General features: G+C 37.3%; 17 protein-coding genes and 1 tRNA gene. 2 read left to right on the top strand and 16 right to left on the bottom strand.

The window, feature by feature from the left end; genetic code table 11:
* Window positions 1–109: 109 nt before the first annotated feature.
* The 8 genes from arsC to BHF68_RS14550 form a co-directional block, all read right to left on the bottom strand.
* Window positions 110–532 carry an arsenate reductase (thioredoxin) gene (gene arsC / locus BHF68_RS14585; RefSeq protein WP_141706307.1) on the bottom strand — a complete coding sequence of 141 codons (423 nt, stop codon included), beginning with the start codon at window positions 530–532 and terminating at the stop codon, window positions 110–112.
* Between the two features lie 60 nt (window positions 533–592).
* Window positions 593–2,872 carry an EAL domain-containing protein gene (locus tag BHF68_RS14580; RefSeq protein WP_069644408.1) on the bottom strand — a complete coding sequence of 760 codons (2,280 nt, stop codon included), beginning with the start codon at window positions 2,870–2,872 and terminating at the stop codon, window positions 593–595.
* Window positions 2,872–3,984, bottom strand: coding sequence for a methyl-accepting chemotaxis protein (locus tag BHF68_RS14575; RefSeq protein WP_069644407.1), 1,113 nt, complete (start codon window positions 3,982–3,984; stop codon window positions 2,872–2,874). Before BHF68_RS14575 ends, BHF68_RS14580 begins: the two co-directional genes overlap by 1 nt.
* A 164-nt stretch (window positions 3,985–4,148) precedes the next feature.
* Window positions 4,149–4,811, bottom strand: a complete 663-nt coding sequence (gene phoU, locus BHF68_RS14570; RefSeq protein WP_069644406.1) for a phosphate signaling complex protein PhoU — start codon at window positions 4,809–4,811, stop codon at window positions 4,149–4,151.
* A 60-nt stretch (window positions 4,812–4,871) separates the two neighbouring features.
* Entirely contained in the window at window positions 4,872–5,654 is a 783-nt protein-coding gene (pstB, locus tag BHF68_RS14565) for a phosphate ABC transporter ATP-binding protein PstB (protein WP_069644481.1), read from the bottom strand.
* A gap of 58 nt (window positions 5,655–5,712) precedes the next feature.
* Entirely contained in the window at window positions 5,713–6,573 is an 861-nt protein-coding gene (gene pstA / locus BHF68_RS14560; RefSeq protein ID WP_069644405.1) for a phosphate ABC transporter permease PstA, read from the bottom strand.
* A complete protein-coding gene (gene pstC, locus BHF68_RS14555) occupies window positions 6,566–7,585 on the bottom strand; it encodes a phosphate ABC transporter permease subunit PstC (protein ID WP_084019495.1) in 1,020 nt (339 codons plus the stop codon). The genes pstA and pstC overlap by 8 nt, the downstream gene beginning before the upstream one ends.
* A 219-nt stretch (window positions 7,586–7,804) precedes the next feature.
* A complete protein-coding gene (locus BHF68_RS14550; protein ID WP_069644404.1) occupies window positions 7,805–8,779 on the bottom strand; it encodes a PstS family phosphate ABC transporter substrate-binding protein in 975 nt (324 codons plus the stop codon).
* Window positions 8,780–9,014: 235 nt separating this feature from the next.
* Between BHF68_RS14550 and BHF68_RS14545 the strand changes: the two genes are divergently transcribed.
* A tRNA-Leu gene (locus BHF68_RS14545) sits at window positions 9,015–9,098 on the top strand.
* Window positions 9,099–9,210: 112 nt separating this feature from the next.
* On the opposite strand, the gene BHF68_RS15740 is transcribed toward BHF68_RS14545, so the two are convergent.
* The 8 genes from BHF68_RS15740 to BHF68_RS14510 form a co-directional block, all read right to left on the bottom strand.
* A complete protein-coding gene (locus BHF68_RS15740; protein ID WP_301553651.1) occupies window positions 9,211–9,345 on the bottom strand; it encodes a hypothetical protein in 135 nt (44 codons plus the stop codon).
* Window positions 9,346–9,471: 126 nt separating this feature from the next.
* A complete protein-coding gene (pnpS, locus tag BHF68_RS14540) occupies window positions 9,472–11,187 on the bottom strand; it encodes a two-component system histidine kinase PnpS (protein WP_069644403.1) in 1,716 nt (571 codons plus the stop codon).
* A gap of 35 nt (window positions 11,188–11,222) precedes the next feature.
* A complete protein-coding gene (locus BHF68_RS14535) occupies window positions 11,223–11,933 on the bottom strand; it encodes a response regulator (protein ID WP_069644402.1) in 711 nt (236 codons plus the stop codon).
* A 190-nt stretch (window positions 11,934–12,123) separates the two neighbouring features.
* Window positions 12,124–12,678 (bottom strand): Fe-S-containing hydro-lyase, encoded by a 555-nt coding sequence (locus BHF68_RS14530; RefSeq protein WP_069644401.1) that lies wholly within the window; start codon window positions 12,676–12,678, stop codon window positions 12,124–12,126.
* 12 nt (window positions 12,679–12,690) lie between these two features.
* Entirely contained in the window at window positions 12,691–13,533 is an 843-nt protein-coding gene (locus BHF68_RS14525) for a fumarate hydratase (protein WP_069644400.1), read from the bottom strand.
* A 59-nt stretch (window positions 13,534–13,592) separates the two neighbouring features.
* Window positions 13,593–14,519, bottom strand: a complete 927-nt coding sequence (gene mdh, locus BHF68_RS14520) for a malate dehydrogenase (RefSeq protein WP_069644399.1) — start codon at window positions 14,517–14,519, stop codon at window positions 13,593–13,595.
* A gap of 47 nt (window positions 14,520–14,566) precedes the next feature.
* Complete coding sequence (gene icd / locus BHF68_RS14515; protein ID WP_069644398.1) at window positions 14,567–15,781, bottom strand: isocitrate dehydrogenase (NADP(+)); 1,215 nt, start codon at window positions 15,779–15,781, stop codon at window positions 14,567–14,569.
* Between the two features lie 153 nt (window positions 15,782–15,934).
* Window positions 15,935–16,399 carry a DUF441 domain-containing protein gene (locus BHF68_RS14510; protein WP_084019493.1) on the bottom strand — a complete coding sequence of 155 codons (465 nt, stop codon included), beginning with the start codon at window positions 16,397–16,399 and terminating at the stop codon, window positions 15,935–15,937.
* 94 nt (window positions 16,400–16,493) lie between these two features.
* Here BHF68_RS14510 and BHF68_RS14505 point away from each other — a divergent pair, with 94 nt between their 5' ends.
* Entirely contained in the window at window positions 16,494–17,420 is a 927-nt protein-coding gene (locus BHF68_RS14505; protein WP_069644397.1) for a DMT family transporter, read from the top strand.
* Window positions 17,421–17,459 lie beyond the last annotated feature (39 nt).

The raw sequence follows: 17,459 nt of genomic DNA, 5'->3' as shown, positions 1-17,459 counted from the left end.
CAAACAGAAAGAGTAGCATAAATTGTATGCTACCCAAAAAATTCCACATCAATAATTCTAGTCTATGACGTCTTTATAATCTCCTATTTTTATTATTCTTCAATTTTAATTATTCTCCAGTTTTAGAAAACTCTAATATGCGCTCACCTATTTGGTCACGCACACGTTGAAAGCATCGCCATATTTCTGCTTCTGTACCTTGTGCTTTCGCAGGGTCGTCGAAGCCCCAATGAACACGCTTAATGTGTGGCGGGGTTAACGGACAATGATCATTGGCATGACCACATAAGGTTACGATTAAATCTGCTTTGTTTAAAATCTCTGAATCAATTGTATCAGAAGTCTGCTTTGATATGTCTATACCTACCTCAGCCATTGCCTTAACAGCATTCGGATTTAATCCGTGGGCTTCCAAACCAGCACTATAAACCTCCCATTGATTGCTATCTAAATAGTGCTTTGCCCACCCCTCAGCCATTTGACTTCTACAGGAATTACCTGTGCACAGGAAATATATAATTTTTTTGTTCATAATAGCCTCCTTAACTTTTATGCTTATACTATTCAATTTCTTATATTGTACATTTTTTTATTATTCGTTTTCATGTTCAATAACAATTGAATTGCCAGCAACCTTTTTTGCTTGTTTTTTTAATGCTGCCGCCTTTTCTCCTACCTGAATCGCATTATTAAGTGAATCATCAATATAGGTAGCCCCTATAGATAATGTCGACAGCGGATACACACACTGCTGACCTATTCGATCAGTCGATACGATAGACTGTGCTTGCCAATCATCTTCATTATAATAATACTTTATTACCCTATTATATACTGCTATCGTTCGTTCAGCAATTTTGCGAGCAAGCTTCGCAGGACATATAATTACAAAATCATCTCCACCTATGTGACCTAGGAAGGCATCTTGATGCTTTTTAGTTACGTGCTTTAGAATTTTGCTTATCATAAGTATAAAGCGATCGCCGTGTTCAAATCCGTAGGTGTCATTGTAAGGCTTGAAAAAATCAATATCTATATACATTACAACATCTTTACTTCTTCTTAATAAGCGTTCTTCTATTTCTTTTTCAATAATTATATTCCCTGCGAGTCCTGTTAACGGGTTAGCATAACGAGCTTGTTCAACCTTCATTTGCGTAAGGCATTCAAGCAGATTCTGAACAGTAATAATGCCTAGGAAGTGGTCACGGTCTACAACAATAATAAAATCATACAAATGCTGTGCATCACGCTTCATAGCTTGCTTTGCTACCACATTAATTGGAGTACCTGCTTGGACAACCAGTGGACTAATATTCATTACGTCTTTGATTGGCTTTTTATAATACAGCGCTACTCCGTACCTAGCAATTAGTATTTTATATAGAGTTTGCCTGAGCAAGAAACCAATAGGCTTGCTAGCTTGGTCTAACACTACCACACCTTGAACATCTGATTGACTTTCAAACAAATTAGCGACTTGCTCAACTGTAATCTCGCCAGTAACTGTTGGTATGTCTGTCAACAAATCATTTGCGACTATATCTTTCTGCAGCCAATTATTTTTAATTTTTTTGTTGGATGCTTGAGAGATTGTTTGAATACTCTCAGTGCTAACCGTGGTTTTAGGATAACTTGGTCTGCCAATATAATATCCCTGTGCGTATTGTACACCGAGCTTAGTGACAACAGATAATTCGCTATGGGTTTCGATGCCTTCAGCTATAAGCTGAGAGTTAATTTTTTGTGTTAAATTAACAAAGGTATCTACCATTGCTTTCTTTACCATATCTTTATCTATATCTCTAACTATGGACATATCTAACTTTATAAAATCCGGTCGTATCTCTGCAATCGTTTGTAAGCTTGAATAACCAGCTCCTGCATCATCAACAGCTACTAAATATCCTTGATTTCGATAGTGATCAATCGTTCTGCGAAAGTTATGAAAGTCTTTAATAGACGTTCTCTCTGTAATTTCAAATACTATTTGCTGTGGTGAAAGGTTATATTCACTTAATAGTTGACGTGTAACACCTTTACTAAACTCTGGATCATTCATAACCGTAGGGTTAACATTTAAAAACAGCTTATGATTAGATTGCATATTACCAACCTTCTGAATCGATAGCTCACGTGTAATTTTCTCTAATGCAAATAATGCCTCTGTTTTTTCCGCAAAAGTAAATAGCTCCTGAGGAGAGTAAAAAAAGCTTTGTCTAGGCCCCCGACTTAATGCCTCCCATCCAAACTCAGCACCAGTATCCAGTGAGATAATCGGCTGGAATAGACTCTCAATTTTTTTGTTATTAACTATAGCTTGAAATTCTTTTGATATATGCTTGGGATAACTATTGTAAGATCTTTTTGAAATTTTATATGCTTCCTTTAAGGCCTTATAATATTGTCTATCTATTTGTTTAGGTGGCGGCGCAATTGTAGAAAAACCTAAATGCATGCCATAATATTCATTAAAATAACCTGGTAGTGTGTTAGTAAACTTTTGTTCAACGTCATATTCAAGTTTGGATAGACTTTTAAGCACGAGCTCCTCATTCAAGGTTTTTGTTGATAATATAACAACAAAGTCATCAGCCCACAAATGGTATATATCTACTAAAATTAAATCTGTCGTACTCATTTTTTGGAACTGTTCAGTGAGTATATTTGCAAATGCCTTTAGAAATTCCTGAGTATGCATATCGCCATAGCTATCTTCAACCTTTTCAAAATCCACTAAGTCAATATAGATAACATAAACATAATGATTAGAGCTAAGCTCGTCATATATACTTTTTAGTATCTTATGATTTTGTCCATAATTATTGGACAAGAACGGGCGCAAGCTATCTTTCACAATTTTCAGCACCATTAGTCCTCCGTTACTAAGCTTAAGGCATTTTCTTTTGTAGATTCATATAATTGCTGTAGGATAATAGTTAATTTCTCTGCGTCTGTAGCAGCCTGCTGGGACATTAAGTTCACTTTTTCCATTTCTATATTTGAGTTAGTTATTTCCAATGCTAATTGATCAAAGGATTCATTAGTTGAATATAGAACTTTCCGCACTTCCTCAATTTCTTTTAGTCCATCTATAGTAGTATTCGAATTATCCTTTATCATGTTGAATATTGTTACCATTTGCTCCTTTATTTCCTTAGAAACTTTTGATGTATTGCCTGCAAGCTTTCGCACTTCTTCAGCAACAACGGCAAAACCTCGCCCATGTTCCCCTGCTCTAGCTGATTCAATTGAAGCATTTAACGACAATATATTTGTCTGCTCTGCTAGGTGCAAAATGTTTTCCACATATTTAAGCAGCTCTTCGCTTTGTTTCTGCAAAGAAATAGATAAATCACTTTGCATCTTTGAAATATCAGTAACGCTGGCATATACATTGTTCATTTCTAAAAACTTTTCCTTGCTTTTCTCCATGATTTTTGTCATTTCTTCAAAGTTTTTTACGTGTTCAGAAAGCTGCTGTCCAACTGTTTGAAATGAACTGTTTAATTCTTGGGCGTTACTAACTGTATCCGTTAACTTCTCAGCCTGTAAAAGCATGCTATCCTTCTGAAATGCATTAAGCTGTAATAGCAGTGCCCTAATACTTAGAGTACGTATTCCTTGACTCGTATTTACAAGTATTGGGTCATACAGATTTTCTTCGCTTCTTGTCATCGCTTTTTTCACAACTGAATGCAATGCTTCGTCTTCGCTTATAAATAAGTAACTGGTATCCATAAGATAGGTTATAGATTTGTTAAGGAATAAATCATTACCAAATCGATGCCCTAAATGGCGATATAGATGAGCCCGAACAACGATACCTGCAATTTTAGAATGCTCCATAATAACAATTACTGTAGTTTCAGGATTCTTCTCAAACATTTCTGTAACTTCCTTTACCTTATGTAGTTCAGTAGCAAACATAGGTAAACGTGTTATTTCTGAATATGTACTTTTGTAATCTAATAATATGCTCATAGGAAAGCCTCTCTTCACCTTGTATTTACCGCACACTTTTTAAAATACCAGATGAATATTAAGTAAACGTAAATTTAATAACAAGATTTTGTTAAGTCATTTTTATCTGAAAAAAATAACCGTCCTATGACAGTTAAAATTTTTGCTTCATTAGATATTAGTTATTAGTTATTTAAGTCAAACTTTTTAGCTTCTTCTAGATATACTAATAATTCTGCTATATTAGTTACATGATCTCCGATTCTTTCTAAATGTCTACCTATGAACGCGTATTGAGTTGCTTCTTCAACTGATTTTGAATTTACATCTACTGCACTAAATAAATAATTTAGATAGTTTTTGTAAAGACTGTCTAGTTTGTCGTCTATAGCAGCTACCTCTTTAGCTAATTCGCCATTCTCTTCTAAATATGCTTGCATTATGCCACGCACCATTGACTGCACAACACTAGCCATTTCTGCTATTTTAACAGCAGTAGCGTCAGAGGGTTTTTTGTCAATTCTTACTGCAGCACTAGCGATATTTCTTGCTAAATCTCCCATACGCTCTAGACTAGCATTCATTTTTAGTGCAGTTATAACTTTGCGCAAATCTTTTGCAACTGGTTGTTGCTGTGTGATTAATTGAATTACCTTATCATCAGTGATATCTTCCATATCATTGATTTTCTTATCCCTGCTAATAACCTTTTCTGCTAATGCTATATCGTTTTCTATCAGCGCTTTTATAGACCTTTCAACTGCTTTATCAACTCGCTCACCCATTTTAAGCAGGTGTTTTTTTAGCTCTAATAAATCATGGTCAAATGTTTTTCGAACCTCAGCCATTAATTGTTCCTCCTTTAATCGATAACGTATAAATATACATATTATGAGTAAATCAATATATTACCCGAAACGTCCTGTAATATAATCTTCCGTCCTCTTATCACGAGGATTAGAGAATATTGTTGTCGTGTCATCGTACTCTATAACATCACCAGTTAAGAAGAACGCTGTTTTGTCAGATACACGGGCCGCCTGCTGCATGTTATGGGTAACAATTATAATAGAATAGTCTCTTTTTAATTCTTGAATAAGTTCCTCTACTTTAAGCGTTGAAATAGGATCTAGTGCTGATGTAGGCTCATCCATAAGAATAACTTCTGGTTGAACTGCTAAACACCTAGCAATACATAATCGCTGTTGTTGTCCACCAGATAAACCAAGTGCCGAATCATTCAGTCTATCCTTCACTTCATCCCACAGCGCAGCACGCTTTAAGCTTTTTTCAACTATTTCTTGTAGCTCTTCTTTTTTTCTAACACCGTGTATTCTCGGACCAAATGCTACATTTTCGAAAACAGATTTAGGAAATGGGTTTGGTTTTTGGAATACCATTCCTACTGCACTGCGTAACTCTACGAGATTTGTTTTATCATCGTAAATATTTACACCATGAAAGTTAATTTTCCCTTCAACTCTGACTCCTGTTACTAAATCAACCATTCTATTTAAAGTTTTAAGGAATGTAGATTTACCACAACCTGAAGGTCCAATAATAGCTGTTATGTTTTTTGATTCGATATTGAGATTAATGTTTTTAAGGGCATGTTCTGAACCATACCAAAGATTTAAGTTTTCAGTTTCGAATACAGTATTCAGATTAGCCTTCTTGTTTGACTCTTCCATAGCCTTTGTTGTCACGTTTTGACTCACTATATATCTCTCCTTATAATCTCTTATTATATTACCATGTTCTCTTCTTGCGGAAATGGTTACGTATTAAGATAGCTCCCATATTTAGAAATAATACTAATCCTATCAATACTAACGCTGTACCAAATGCTAATGGACGCACATCAGCTACCCTAGAGTGCTGCGTTGCTAGTATAAATAAATGGTACGGCAGCGCCATAAAACGATCGAAAACCGAAGACGGTAGTTGTGGTAAGAAATATGCCGCTCCAGTTAGAATTATTGGTGCAGTTTCACCTGCTGCGCGAGCCAAACCTAGAATCGAACCAGTCATCATACCTGGAACTGCAGATGGAAGAACCAACATGCGTATTGTTTGCCATTTGGTTGCTCCTAATGCTAATCCACCTTCACGGAAGGATTTTGGCACTGACTTTAGCGCTTCTTCAGAAGCAGTTATAATCCACGGAAGCACCATTAGAGCTAGTGTGCAGGCTGCTGCCAATAGAGATGTTCCAAATTTCAGCATAGATGCAAATAATCCAAGTCCAAATAATCCGTATACAATTGAAGGTACACCCGAAAGATTTCGAATACTTAAGCGAATTATTCTAACAAGTCGCCCTTGTTTAGCGTATTCGTTTAAATATATAGCTGCAAATACTCCTAACGGTACAGACAAGAACAGCGTTAACGAAGCTACATAGATTGTCCCTATAATTGCAGGCCTAATTCCACCAGCAGTCATATTACTACGTGGAGCTTGTGTGATAAATTCCCAGCTAAGAACATGCGCTCCTCCTCGGATTAGCCAATAAAGCAAAAGAAAAAGTACAGCAATGGTCATTACAGCAAACAGCGTGCATATTCCAAACCAAATCGTCTGGGTAATTTGTTTTCTATTATTAGTCATTACGCATCGCTCCTTGCTGTCGTTGTATCAAAATATCTGCGATAAGATTTACGGTAAATGTTATAACAAATAAAATCATCGCAACTACAAATAATGCGCTATAGTGCAGACTTCCCCAAGGCACATCAGAAGCTTCAATTGCAATGTTTGCTGTTAATGTACGGACAGATACTAGAAAATTTGGTATTGCTATATTCCATACATCTTTTACTGGCATACTCAAAGCATTTCCTGCTGCCATAAGCACAGTCATAGTTTCGCCTACAGCCCGGCCAAAACCAAGCATAACACTAGCGACAATACCTGATCGTGCTGCAGGTATAACAACCATTTTTACAGTTTCCCACCGAGATGCCCCTAAAGCAATTGCCGCTTCACGGAAATCATTTGGAACCGTATTTAATGCGTCCTCAGTAATACTAATAATTGTCGGTAATGCCATAATTGCCAGCATAATACTAGCAGTTAATGCTGTTCTACCATTAGACAAATCGAATACAGTGGCTATAATTGGAGAAACAATTACTAAAGCAATAAATCCTAAAATAACAGACGGGAAAATCGCCAATACCTCTACAATAGGTTTTAAAAATTCTTTAACTCTCTTTGGAGCTACTTCAGAAATGAAAATAGCTGTAGCAATACCCCATGGAATAGCAATTGCAAGAGCTCCAACTGTTACCATAACTGATCCTAATATAAAAGGTAACGCTCCATAACCAGCTTCTCTAGGAGAGGACGGCATCCAGCGCGTACCCGTTAAAAACTCCATAAGACCTACTTCTCGTAAAGCAGGCAAGCCTTCACGAATTAAGAAACCAAAAATCAATATCAAAATCATAACTGCTAAAGTTCCATTTAATAGAAACCATTTTTCTATAAACCAGTTTGAAATGTTGGATGTATAGGAGCTACTAGTCAAACGTTCAGCAGTTGTTAACTGTTTTTTTGCAGGTAATGTGCCTGTGTCTTGTACTCCTGTCTTTTTGCCCGAATTAATCGGTAGTTTCATCTAATATCCTCCTCGTGATAATCAAAACGTAGTAATCTCATATATATATAAAAGTAGTAAATTCTTATATATAACTAAATGTAGTAAACTCTTAAATTTGTAGTGTATTTTTATAAACATAGCAATAGGAATCACCTTTATATAAGGCAATCCCTTGCTATTGTACTTTTATTATCAATAAAGTAATTGAGTACTTTTTTTCAAGACTCTAGATGTAATTTAATATGTCACTTCAATTCCTAAGCTTCTAAATAATTCTTTGTTTGTAGAGTCATATGCAGTTGCTGGATCTACGCGGTAGAATCCTACTTCTGCTATAACTGCTTGACCTTCAGCACTTAACACCCACTGAAGATAATGGTTAGCTAAACCTTCAGGTGTCCCATTTACGTAGAAGAATAACGGACGAGCAACCTTGTATAATCCATCACCAACCGCTTGCTCATCTTGCGGAGAATACCCATCTACCATTAAAGCTCTAGTTTCTCCACCTACATATGCTACCCCAAAGTACCCAAGACCTGCTACATCTGTTTGTAATGCTTCATTGATGTTTGAAGAGCCTGGTAAGAACTGAGTATTTGGCGCCCAATCTGCACCATCCATTACAACTTCATTTACAAAAGCGTAAGTACCAGAGTTAGATTGGCGAGAATATACTGTGATTTCGCCACCTTCAGCCCAACCTAGCTGAGACCAATTTGTAATTGCACCAGTAAGAATATCACTAAGCTCTTGCATCGTAACGCTTTCAATTGGATTTGCTGAGTTAACACCTATTGCTACTCCGTCAACGCCTACGATGAACTCATGGACATCTACGCCTCTTCCAGTAGCATCATCTAATTCAGATTGTCTAATTGCACGAGAAGATTGCGCAATATCTAAGTCGTTATTGATAAGACCAGCAATACCAGTTCCTGATCCACCACCAGTTACTGCCAGGTTAGCATTTTGATTAACATTATCCATGTAATATTCAGCTAATGCTTGACCCATGTTCACCATTGTGTCAGATCCACGAACATCTAGGAACCCTGAAGGTAATTGCTCCGCTGGTTGTGCAGGTGTTGATGGTGATGAAGGCTGCTGTGGCTGTTGGTTGTTACTTGGTTCGCTGTTACCCCCACCACAAGCTACAATCAATAACATTAGTGCTGCGATTAACCCTAGTACTGCAATTCTTTTTAACATCTTAGTAATACCCCTCCTGAATTTATCTTTTAATATTTGTGCGAGGTCGTCCCTCACTTACAAATTCATTGTAACTTCTGTATGTTGAGGTGGTATAAACGCTTTGTAAAGGTTTTGTAAAGAAATGAAAAAGACTGCCTTTACAAAAAAGATGAATTTGAACGATACTAATGATAAAGTAACTACTTGCTATTTTAAATTCTTTCTTGTAAAATATAATTTGTAGCAATTTTTTGCCGGAGTGGCGGAATGGCAGACGCATACGACTCAAAATCGTACGGGGTAACTCGTGCCGGTTCAAGTCCGGCCTTCGGTACCAACACAAATAAGTGAGGCATAATCAACCTGTTGAAAGTTGATTATGCCTCACTTATTGTTTTTAAGTATCCATTTGATTGTCATATAGCTATTTGTTTCTTTGTGTCCTTTGTTTATCTTCCGTGAATTAACATTGGTAAGCATTTAACACAAACGTAAGTATCTTTACCGTCCACAACAGCGTGGATTAATACTCTATCATCCTCACTATTTGTACAAACCGAGCAAGCACGTTTTTCCTCAGACATTTTAAGTCCTCCTCACTAGAAATTATTTGCTTCTAATTGTCTTAAACCTTTTTTGTATTTCTAGTGTAACACAAGGAGCAAAAATTATTTGTGATACGTGGCAACAGCTTACTGTGAACTATATCACTAATTACTAATTTTAGGTAAAGTTATGCGGAATGTTGTTCCTATCCCAACATTACTATCAACATCAATCTTACCTTGATGCACATCTACGATATGCTTTACTATAGACAATCCTAGTCCAGTACCACCAGTAGCACGACTTCGATGCTTATGCACTCGATAAAAGCGTTCAAAAATTCTAGCTAAATCACTCTCTGGAATACCAATCCCATTATCTTCAACCTCGATAACTACATCCCGCTCATTATCAAATATACGCACAAATACCGTCGATTCTTCTTTAGAGTATGCAATTGCATTACTAATCAAATTAATAAATACCTGCTTTATTCTATCGTGGTTTACTAAGTGTAGAATTCGCTCCTTATTAGAGCATAAAGATATATCTACGTGGTTTTTATCTAACTGATTTCTGAGATTTTGGATTACTTCAGTGGCAATTTCTACGATATCATCGTCCTGCATCTCTAGTGCTGTATTGCTTTCAATTTTCGATAAGTCTAATAAGTCCTGAACTAAATTGCTCAACCGTTCAGACTCTTTGTATATGATATTGGTAAAATCCAAGGTTACATCCTTATCTTCAATCGCCCCATCAATAATCGTCTCTGCAAACCCTTTGATAGACGTAATAGGCGTTTTAATCTCATGAGAAACATTTGCCACGAATTCCGCCCGCATGTTTTCAAGGCGCTTTATATCACTGATGTCATGGAGTACAATTATTACACTGGTAATTAGGCGATTAATATTTTTAATAGGTATTATACTTATCTCAACAATACGTTCGGTAATTCCCTTAGTAAATGTTATTTGATCGCGAAAAACCTCGCCCTTAGTAAGGGTCTTCTCAATATCATTATTAATACCATAGGCCTTTAATAACTGGTGATTTTTCATAACAATCTGATCTTTTTTAACATTTAATATTTTTTCAGCAGAAGAGTTAACATATTCAATATTACCGTGCTGATTTACGACTATGACACCACTTAGCATATTATTTAATACGCCTTCTAGTTTGCTTTTTTCGTCTGATAATTCTGTTACTTTCTCTTTGCTAGATTGAATCATAAGATTAACATTTTCCGCTAAATCATATAGTTCATCTTTTCGATTAACAAAAATTCTATGATCGAATTGTCCCCTAGCAACCCACTTGATAACGGTAGTAATCCGATCCAATGGTAAGAATATATCTTTCCATATAAAACGGCCAACTAACAAGCCAATAATCGATAAAAAAGCAATAAAGAAGTATACTACAGGCATTTTGTACTGCAGCATACTATTTAACTTCGACTCTTGATTAAGCTTTACTACTATATAAAGTTCTTCATCAAATTGCTTAAGTTGATAAATCAACAGATTATCAATCAACACAAATTCATCTATTAGCGTTAATATGTATTCTTGGTTTTCTACTGTAGACAACATATATTCATCGACGGACCAATATGATTCTAAAGACATGTTATATAAAAAAATGTTTCCCATAGCATCTGACGATGATTTTATGAATCGCAAATAATCATACAACAAAGCTTCATCAGTAATTTGAGCCGCATATGTAATCTGATTCACCACTTTATCTTCTAGCAAACGTTGTACATCATTAACATACCAGCTCTTCCATACTGAATTAACCAAGGCAGAAGAAATTATAGTGATTATTACAAATGATAAAATTATTGTCCATCTTAAACTTTTTAACATACAAGCGACTCCTACTAAACGAATGGGATATTAAACTATACCTTATGGTCGAGCTTATAGCCTATGCCACGTACTGTTTTTATATATTTTGGGTTTTTCGGATCTTCCTCAATCTTTTCACGCAAATGACTTACATGAACATCAACAATACGTGTATCACCTACAAAGTCGTAGTCCCATACGGTATTTAACAACTGGTCTCGACTGATGACTCGTCCTTTATTTGTGGCAAGCACCCTTAAAAGTTCGAATTCCTTAGGGGTTAATTCTATAGTTTCGTTATTATAAACTACCTCATATGTAGCTGTGTTTATTGATAATTCACCAATAGAAATTGTTTCATTATTATCATCATTATTATTATCTTGTTGGTTATCCTCAACCCTTCTGAGAATTGCCTTCACCCTTGCCAGCAGTTCACGTGGACTAAAAGGTTTTGTCAGATAATCGTCTGCACCTAGTTCGAGTCCAAGTACCTTATCAAATTCATCATCCTTAGCCGTTACCATTATTATTGGTACCTTAACTTTATTTTGTCGAAGGGTTTTACACACATCAATACCATCCATACCAGGTAGCATTAAATCGAGAATTACTAGCGAAAGCTTTTCCTCTGACGCTATTGCTAATGCCTTCTCGCCATCGGAAGCTGTGATCGTATCAAAGCCAGCTTTTTCAAGATTATATTTAATTAATTTTAAAATTGATTCTTCATCATCTACAATTAAAATTCGCTTGCTACTCATAGTTATAGCCCCCATTTTTCATCATACATTGTGCAAATATTTAGTATATCTTATCAAAAACTTTGATTTTAGCATAACAAAAAATTATTAAAATGCAATATAATAGGGAAAAACAGAGAGAATAGCTCCCTCTGTTTTATAATGTTCATGTAAATATGCTATTTATATATTGATATAATTATAAGTTTGTTTACTGTTGTTCGTACTGCTTCTTACCTTCTTGGTATAAATCGTTACCAGCAACATCATTTACAACAATAGCTGGGAAATCTTCGACCTTTAATTTGCGGATTGCTTCCGCACCTAAGTCTTCATAGGCAACAATCTCAGCTTCTTTTATTGATCTAGCAATTAGTGCTGCTGCTCCACCAACGGCAGCGAAGTACACTGCTTTATGGGTGGTCATCGCATCACGCACCTCTTGACTACGTGAGCCCTTGCCAATCATGCCCTTTAAGCCCTGTTCGATTAATCTAGGGGCGTAAGGATCCATGCGATAGCTAGTTGTAGGTCCTGCTGAGCCAATTACTTGCCCTGGTTTTGCGGGGGTTGGCCCAACATAATATATTAGCTGACCCTGCACGTCAAATGGTAGTACTTCTCCGTTGTCTAATAGCTCTACTAAGCGTTTATGTGCAGCATCCCTAGCAGTATATATATACCCAGAGATAAGCACCTTGTCTCCGGCTTTTAGCTTTGTAACATCTTCATTAGTCACTGGTGTATTAATACGAATCCATTCCATCCTTAGCACCCCCTATAATTTTACCGATTTATGTCTTGCTGCATGACAGTTAATATTAACTGCTACAGGTAATGAAGCAATGTGAGCTGGGTATACTTCAACGAATACATCAAGGGCCGTTGTTGTACCTCCTAAGCCCTGTGGTCCAATCCCAAGCTTGTTAATTTTCTTTAATAACTCCTGTTCTAATGCTGCCATTTCAGGGTCTTGATGACGTTCTCCAATATTACGTAAGAGTGCTTTCTTCGCTATCATTGCTGATTTTTCAAAGGTTCCTCCGATACCTACGCCGACCACAATTGGTGGACATGGATTAGGTCCAGCTTCCTTTACCCTTTGAATAACGAAGTCTTTCACACCTTCAACGCCGTCAGCAGGCTTTAGCATTTTAATACCACTCATGTTTTCACTACCGCCACCCTTTGGTGCAATCGTGATTTTCAAGTCGTCACCTGGCACTAAGTCTAAATGAATGACTGCTGGTGTGTTGTCGCCAGTGTTTTTTCTGTTTAGTGGATGTTCCACGATTGATTTTCTCAAATAGCCTTCCTGGTAACCCTGACGAACACCTTCATTAATAGCATCTGTTAGGCTTCCACCAGTAATATGTACGTCCTGTCCTAATTCTACGAAGAAAACTGCATAACCAGTGTCCTGGCACATTGGTGCGCGCTCTGTTGTTGCTATTTCAGCATTTTCAATTAATTGTTCAAGCACACCCTGTCCCGTAGGGCTAGCTTCCTTTTCTTTAAAACTCTTGAAAGCTTTGATAACATCTTCCCCAAGGTCGTAATTGGCTGTCATACAAAGTTCTTTTACAGCACTGGTAATTGCATCAACCTGAACGTCTCTCACGCTAATTCCCCCTATTATATAGCAAAGCCCCTGGGATTTTTCCCAGGAGGTTTGCTTGTCTACAAAGCTTTTGAAGTTTCGCGAACCATATCTGCTGATTTCTGCAGGGCTTGCTTTTCTACTTCTGTCAATTCGATTTCAATAATTTTCTCTATTCCGTTACCACCAATAATCGCTGGAACACCTAGGTAAATACCGTCTTGTCCGTACTCACCTTCTAGGTATGCCGCAGTTGGCAATATACGCTTCTTGTCTTTAAGAATTGCTTCTACCATTTGGATAGTAGAGGATGAAGGCGCGAAGAAAGCACTACCCGTCTTCAACAGGTTTACAATCTCAGCTCCACCTTTACGCGTACGCTCAACAATTGCATCTAAGCGGTCCTTCGGAATTAATGTTTCAATCGGAATCCCACCAGCATAGCTATAACGTACAAGTGGTACCATCTCATCACCATGACCACCTAGAACGAATGCACTTACGTCCTCAAAGGAGATGTTTAGCTCTCTAGCAATAAATGTACGGAAACGAGCTGAATCTAATACTCCAGATTGTCCCATAACACGATGTTTAGGGAATCCACTAGCATCTAACGCTACCTTACACATAACATCAAGTGGGTTAGTTACAACAACGATATATGCCTCTGGTGAATATTTAACAGCTTCCTTCGTCACTGAAGCAATAATCTTAGAGTTCATTTGCACTAAATCTTCACGGGTCATTCCTGGTTTGCGTGCAAGACCTGCAGTAATAACAATAACATCAGAATCTGCAGTGTCTTCGTAGTTGTTAGTTCCAATAACTATGGAGTCAAAGCCTTCTACTGGTGCCGCTTCCATTAAATCAAGAGCCTTACCCTGTGGTACCCCTTCAGCGATATCGACTAACACGATATCCCCTAATTCTTTACTTGCAGCCCAATGAGCTGCCGTAGCGCCAACATTACCAGCACCAATAATTGTGATTTTGTTTCTCTTCTTCACTTACTTCATCCTCCCATACGTTATATATTAATTGAATTAATAACTTCTTACATGTTTTCGATAATCGCGTTAGCAAACTCTGAAGTCTTAAGCTCAGTAGCACCTTCCATTTGTCTAGCTAAATCGTAGGTAACGTGCTTACTTTGGATAGCTTTTTCCATACCGTCAACAATCATTGTAGCAGCTTCGTTCCAGCCAAGGTATTCAAGCATCATGACACCTGATAGAATAACTGAGCTTGGGTTTACCTTGTCTAAACCAGCATATTTAGGAGCAGTACCATGTGTCGCCTCGAATAATGCTATATGATCAGCAATGTTACCACCTGGTGCTAAACCTAAGCCACCTACTTGAGCAGCTAAAGCATCAGATAAATAATCACCATTCAGGTTCATCGTAGCTAATACGTCATACTCCTCTGGGCGAAGTAGTGCCTGTTGGAACATATTATCTGCAATGCGATCCTTAACTACAATCTTACCTTCTGGTGCTTTTCCATTAAAGTCGTTCCAAAGCTCGTCCTCAGTGATGATATAATCACGGAATTCCTGAACTGCTACTTCATATCCCCAATCCTTAAACGCACCCTCAGTAAACTTCATGATGTTTCCTTTGTGTACTAGGGTTACACTTGAGCGCTTTTGGTCAATTGCAAATTGGATTGCTTTACGGACAAGACGTTTACTTCCTTCAATTGATACTGGTTTTATACCTATTCCAGAATCTGGTCGAATATTCTTATTGAATTCTGTATTTATATAATTAATTATTTTGTTAGCTTCTTCACTGCCCTGACTCCACTCAATACCAGAATACACGTCTTCAGTATTTTCACGGAAAATAACCATATTAACCTTTTGTGGTTCCTTTACAGGACTTGTAACACCTTGGAAATAGCGAACTGGTCGCACACATGCATACAGGTCTAAAATTTGGCGAAGTGCTACGTTAAGGCTACGTATTCCCCCACCTACAGGTGTAGTTAAAGGCCCTTTAATTCCTACTATGTACTCACGCATTGCATCAATTGTTGCATCAGGTAGCCACTCACCCGTTTGATCCTTAGCCTTTTCACCAGCTAAAATTTCTTTCCAAACTATTTTCTTTTCGCCTGCATATGCTTTCTCAACAGCTGCGTCAAACACCCTAACAGATGCTGCCCATATATCTGGTCCAATCCCATCACCCTCAATAAAAGGAATAATTGGGTCATTTGGAATCTGTAGTTTACCATTTTCAATCGTAATTTTTGTACCTGTCACTTTCTCTACCTCCTAATTTAATCTGCTACTTAACTATTCTATAACAAGTAAGCATTATTGCTACTGTGTTTCATTAGTTGAAATTATATCCTAGTTACAGTGTTTTTTCAACAATTATCAGCAACAACACGTATTCATCTAGCAAACATTATTTTACCAAAACTTAAGTAAATCTAACCCTTTCAATAGTACTACGGCTATTCCTGCTCCAATTAGAGGACCAACGGGTACCCCTTTAAATAATACGATGCCAAGGATAGTCCCTAATATAAGTCCCACTGTGACTTCTGGATCGTCAGCAAGTAATCCTAGTCCAGCAGCACCAAGAATCGCTACTAATATGCCAGCGATAATAACTACCCATCCCTTGTGTGAGTTAATTACATTATATAAGTCCTGTAATCGAACATCCCCTGTAGCAATAGGAACTAGTACCGCCACCGTAATGACAATAATCCCTAAATTCAGCCCGTTTTCTTTCATCCATGGTAGCACGTATGGAGCTAGCATTGACCAACGGATTAGTAAAAGTATGATTGCGGCAATTACTACTGAATTATTTTTACTTAGCAACCCAAGCATAAGTAAAATCAATAAAAAAATCGTTTCCTGCGTCAAACTATCCACCTCAAATATTAATCAGCAAATTTAAAAATCTATGTTATATTGAATATAGTTACATCAGCGTCAAACTATAGAAAGAGGTTGCAAAATGAAATTGGACTCTACGCAACGCACCTACCTACTCTTAATACTATCCACCTTCATCTGGGGAAGTGCATTTATTGCAGCAAAAATATCTGTTGAGGAATTACATCCCATAACTGTCGCTTTTTTTCGCTTTTTAGGTGCTTCTATAGCGCTCTGGTGGTTTATGAGTAGACGCGAGCCTGTCCGCCCTAAGCTTCAAAAAAAAGACTTAATTATTTTCACAGTCTTAGGCCTAATCGGAATCTTTGGATATAACGTCTTATTCTTTTATGGGGTTATGCTCACTACTATAACTAAGAGTTCACTAATAATAGCTACGAATCCAATTGTGATTACGATATTATCAATCCTATTTCTCAAAGAAAGGCTATCCTTGCTACAGGCCTTTGGTATTAGTTTAGGTATTATCGGTGCCTTCACCATTATTACCGAAGGTTCCTTGCAAACATTTTTGCAGCTCGGTGTAGCTCCCGTTGATTTTATACTGTTAGGTGCTGTCTTTTGCTGGGCTATATACTCTGTTGTCGGCAGGGTTAGCCTAAATCGTTTTTCACCGTTAGTGGCTACAACTTACGCCTGTGTAGCTGGAACAATATTTCTACTTCCGTTTGGCATTGCAAAGCTAACCATCGATAGCCTAGCTCAGACAACCGTACTTACTTGGCTGTCAATATTACACATGGCGGTCATTGTATCGGCACTAAGCTTCGTGCTTTGGTATGACGGAATTAAAAAAGTTGGTGCAGCGAGGGCCGCGTCTTTTATTAATCTCATGCCAGTGTCAGCCATTATATTAGCTAGTATTATCTTTAATGAAAAAATCAGTCCTATACAATTAGCTGGAGCTGCATTAATTTTGTTCGGTGTATACTTAACTAATAGAAAAGCTGCCCCCAGTAGTATCAGGAAAAGCAGCGATTTGAGCTAGGTTTGAACTAAGCTTGAGCTAGGGTGGTAAAGGCAAAGA

The organism is Desulfuribacillus alkaliarsenatis (assembly GCF_001730225.1).
GTDB lineage: Bacteria > Bacillota > Bacilli > Desulfuribacillales > Desulfuribacillaceae > Desulfuribacillus > Desulfuribacillus alkaliarsenatis.
This window is presented reverse-complemented; position numbering and strand designations above follow the sequence as displayed.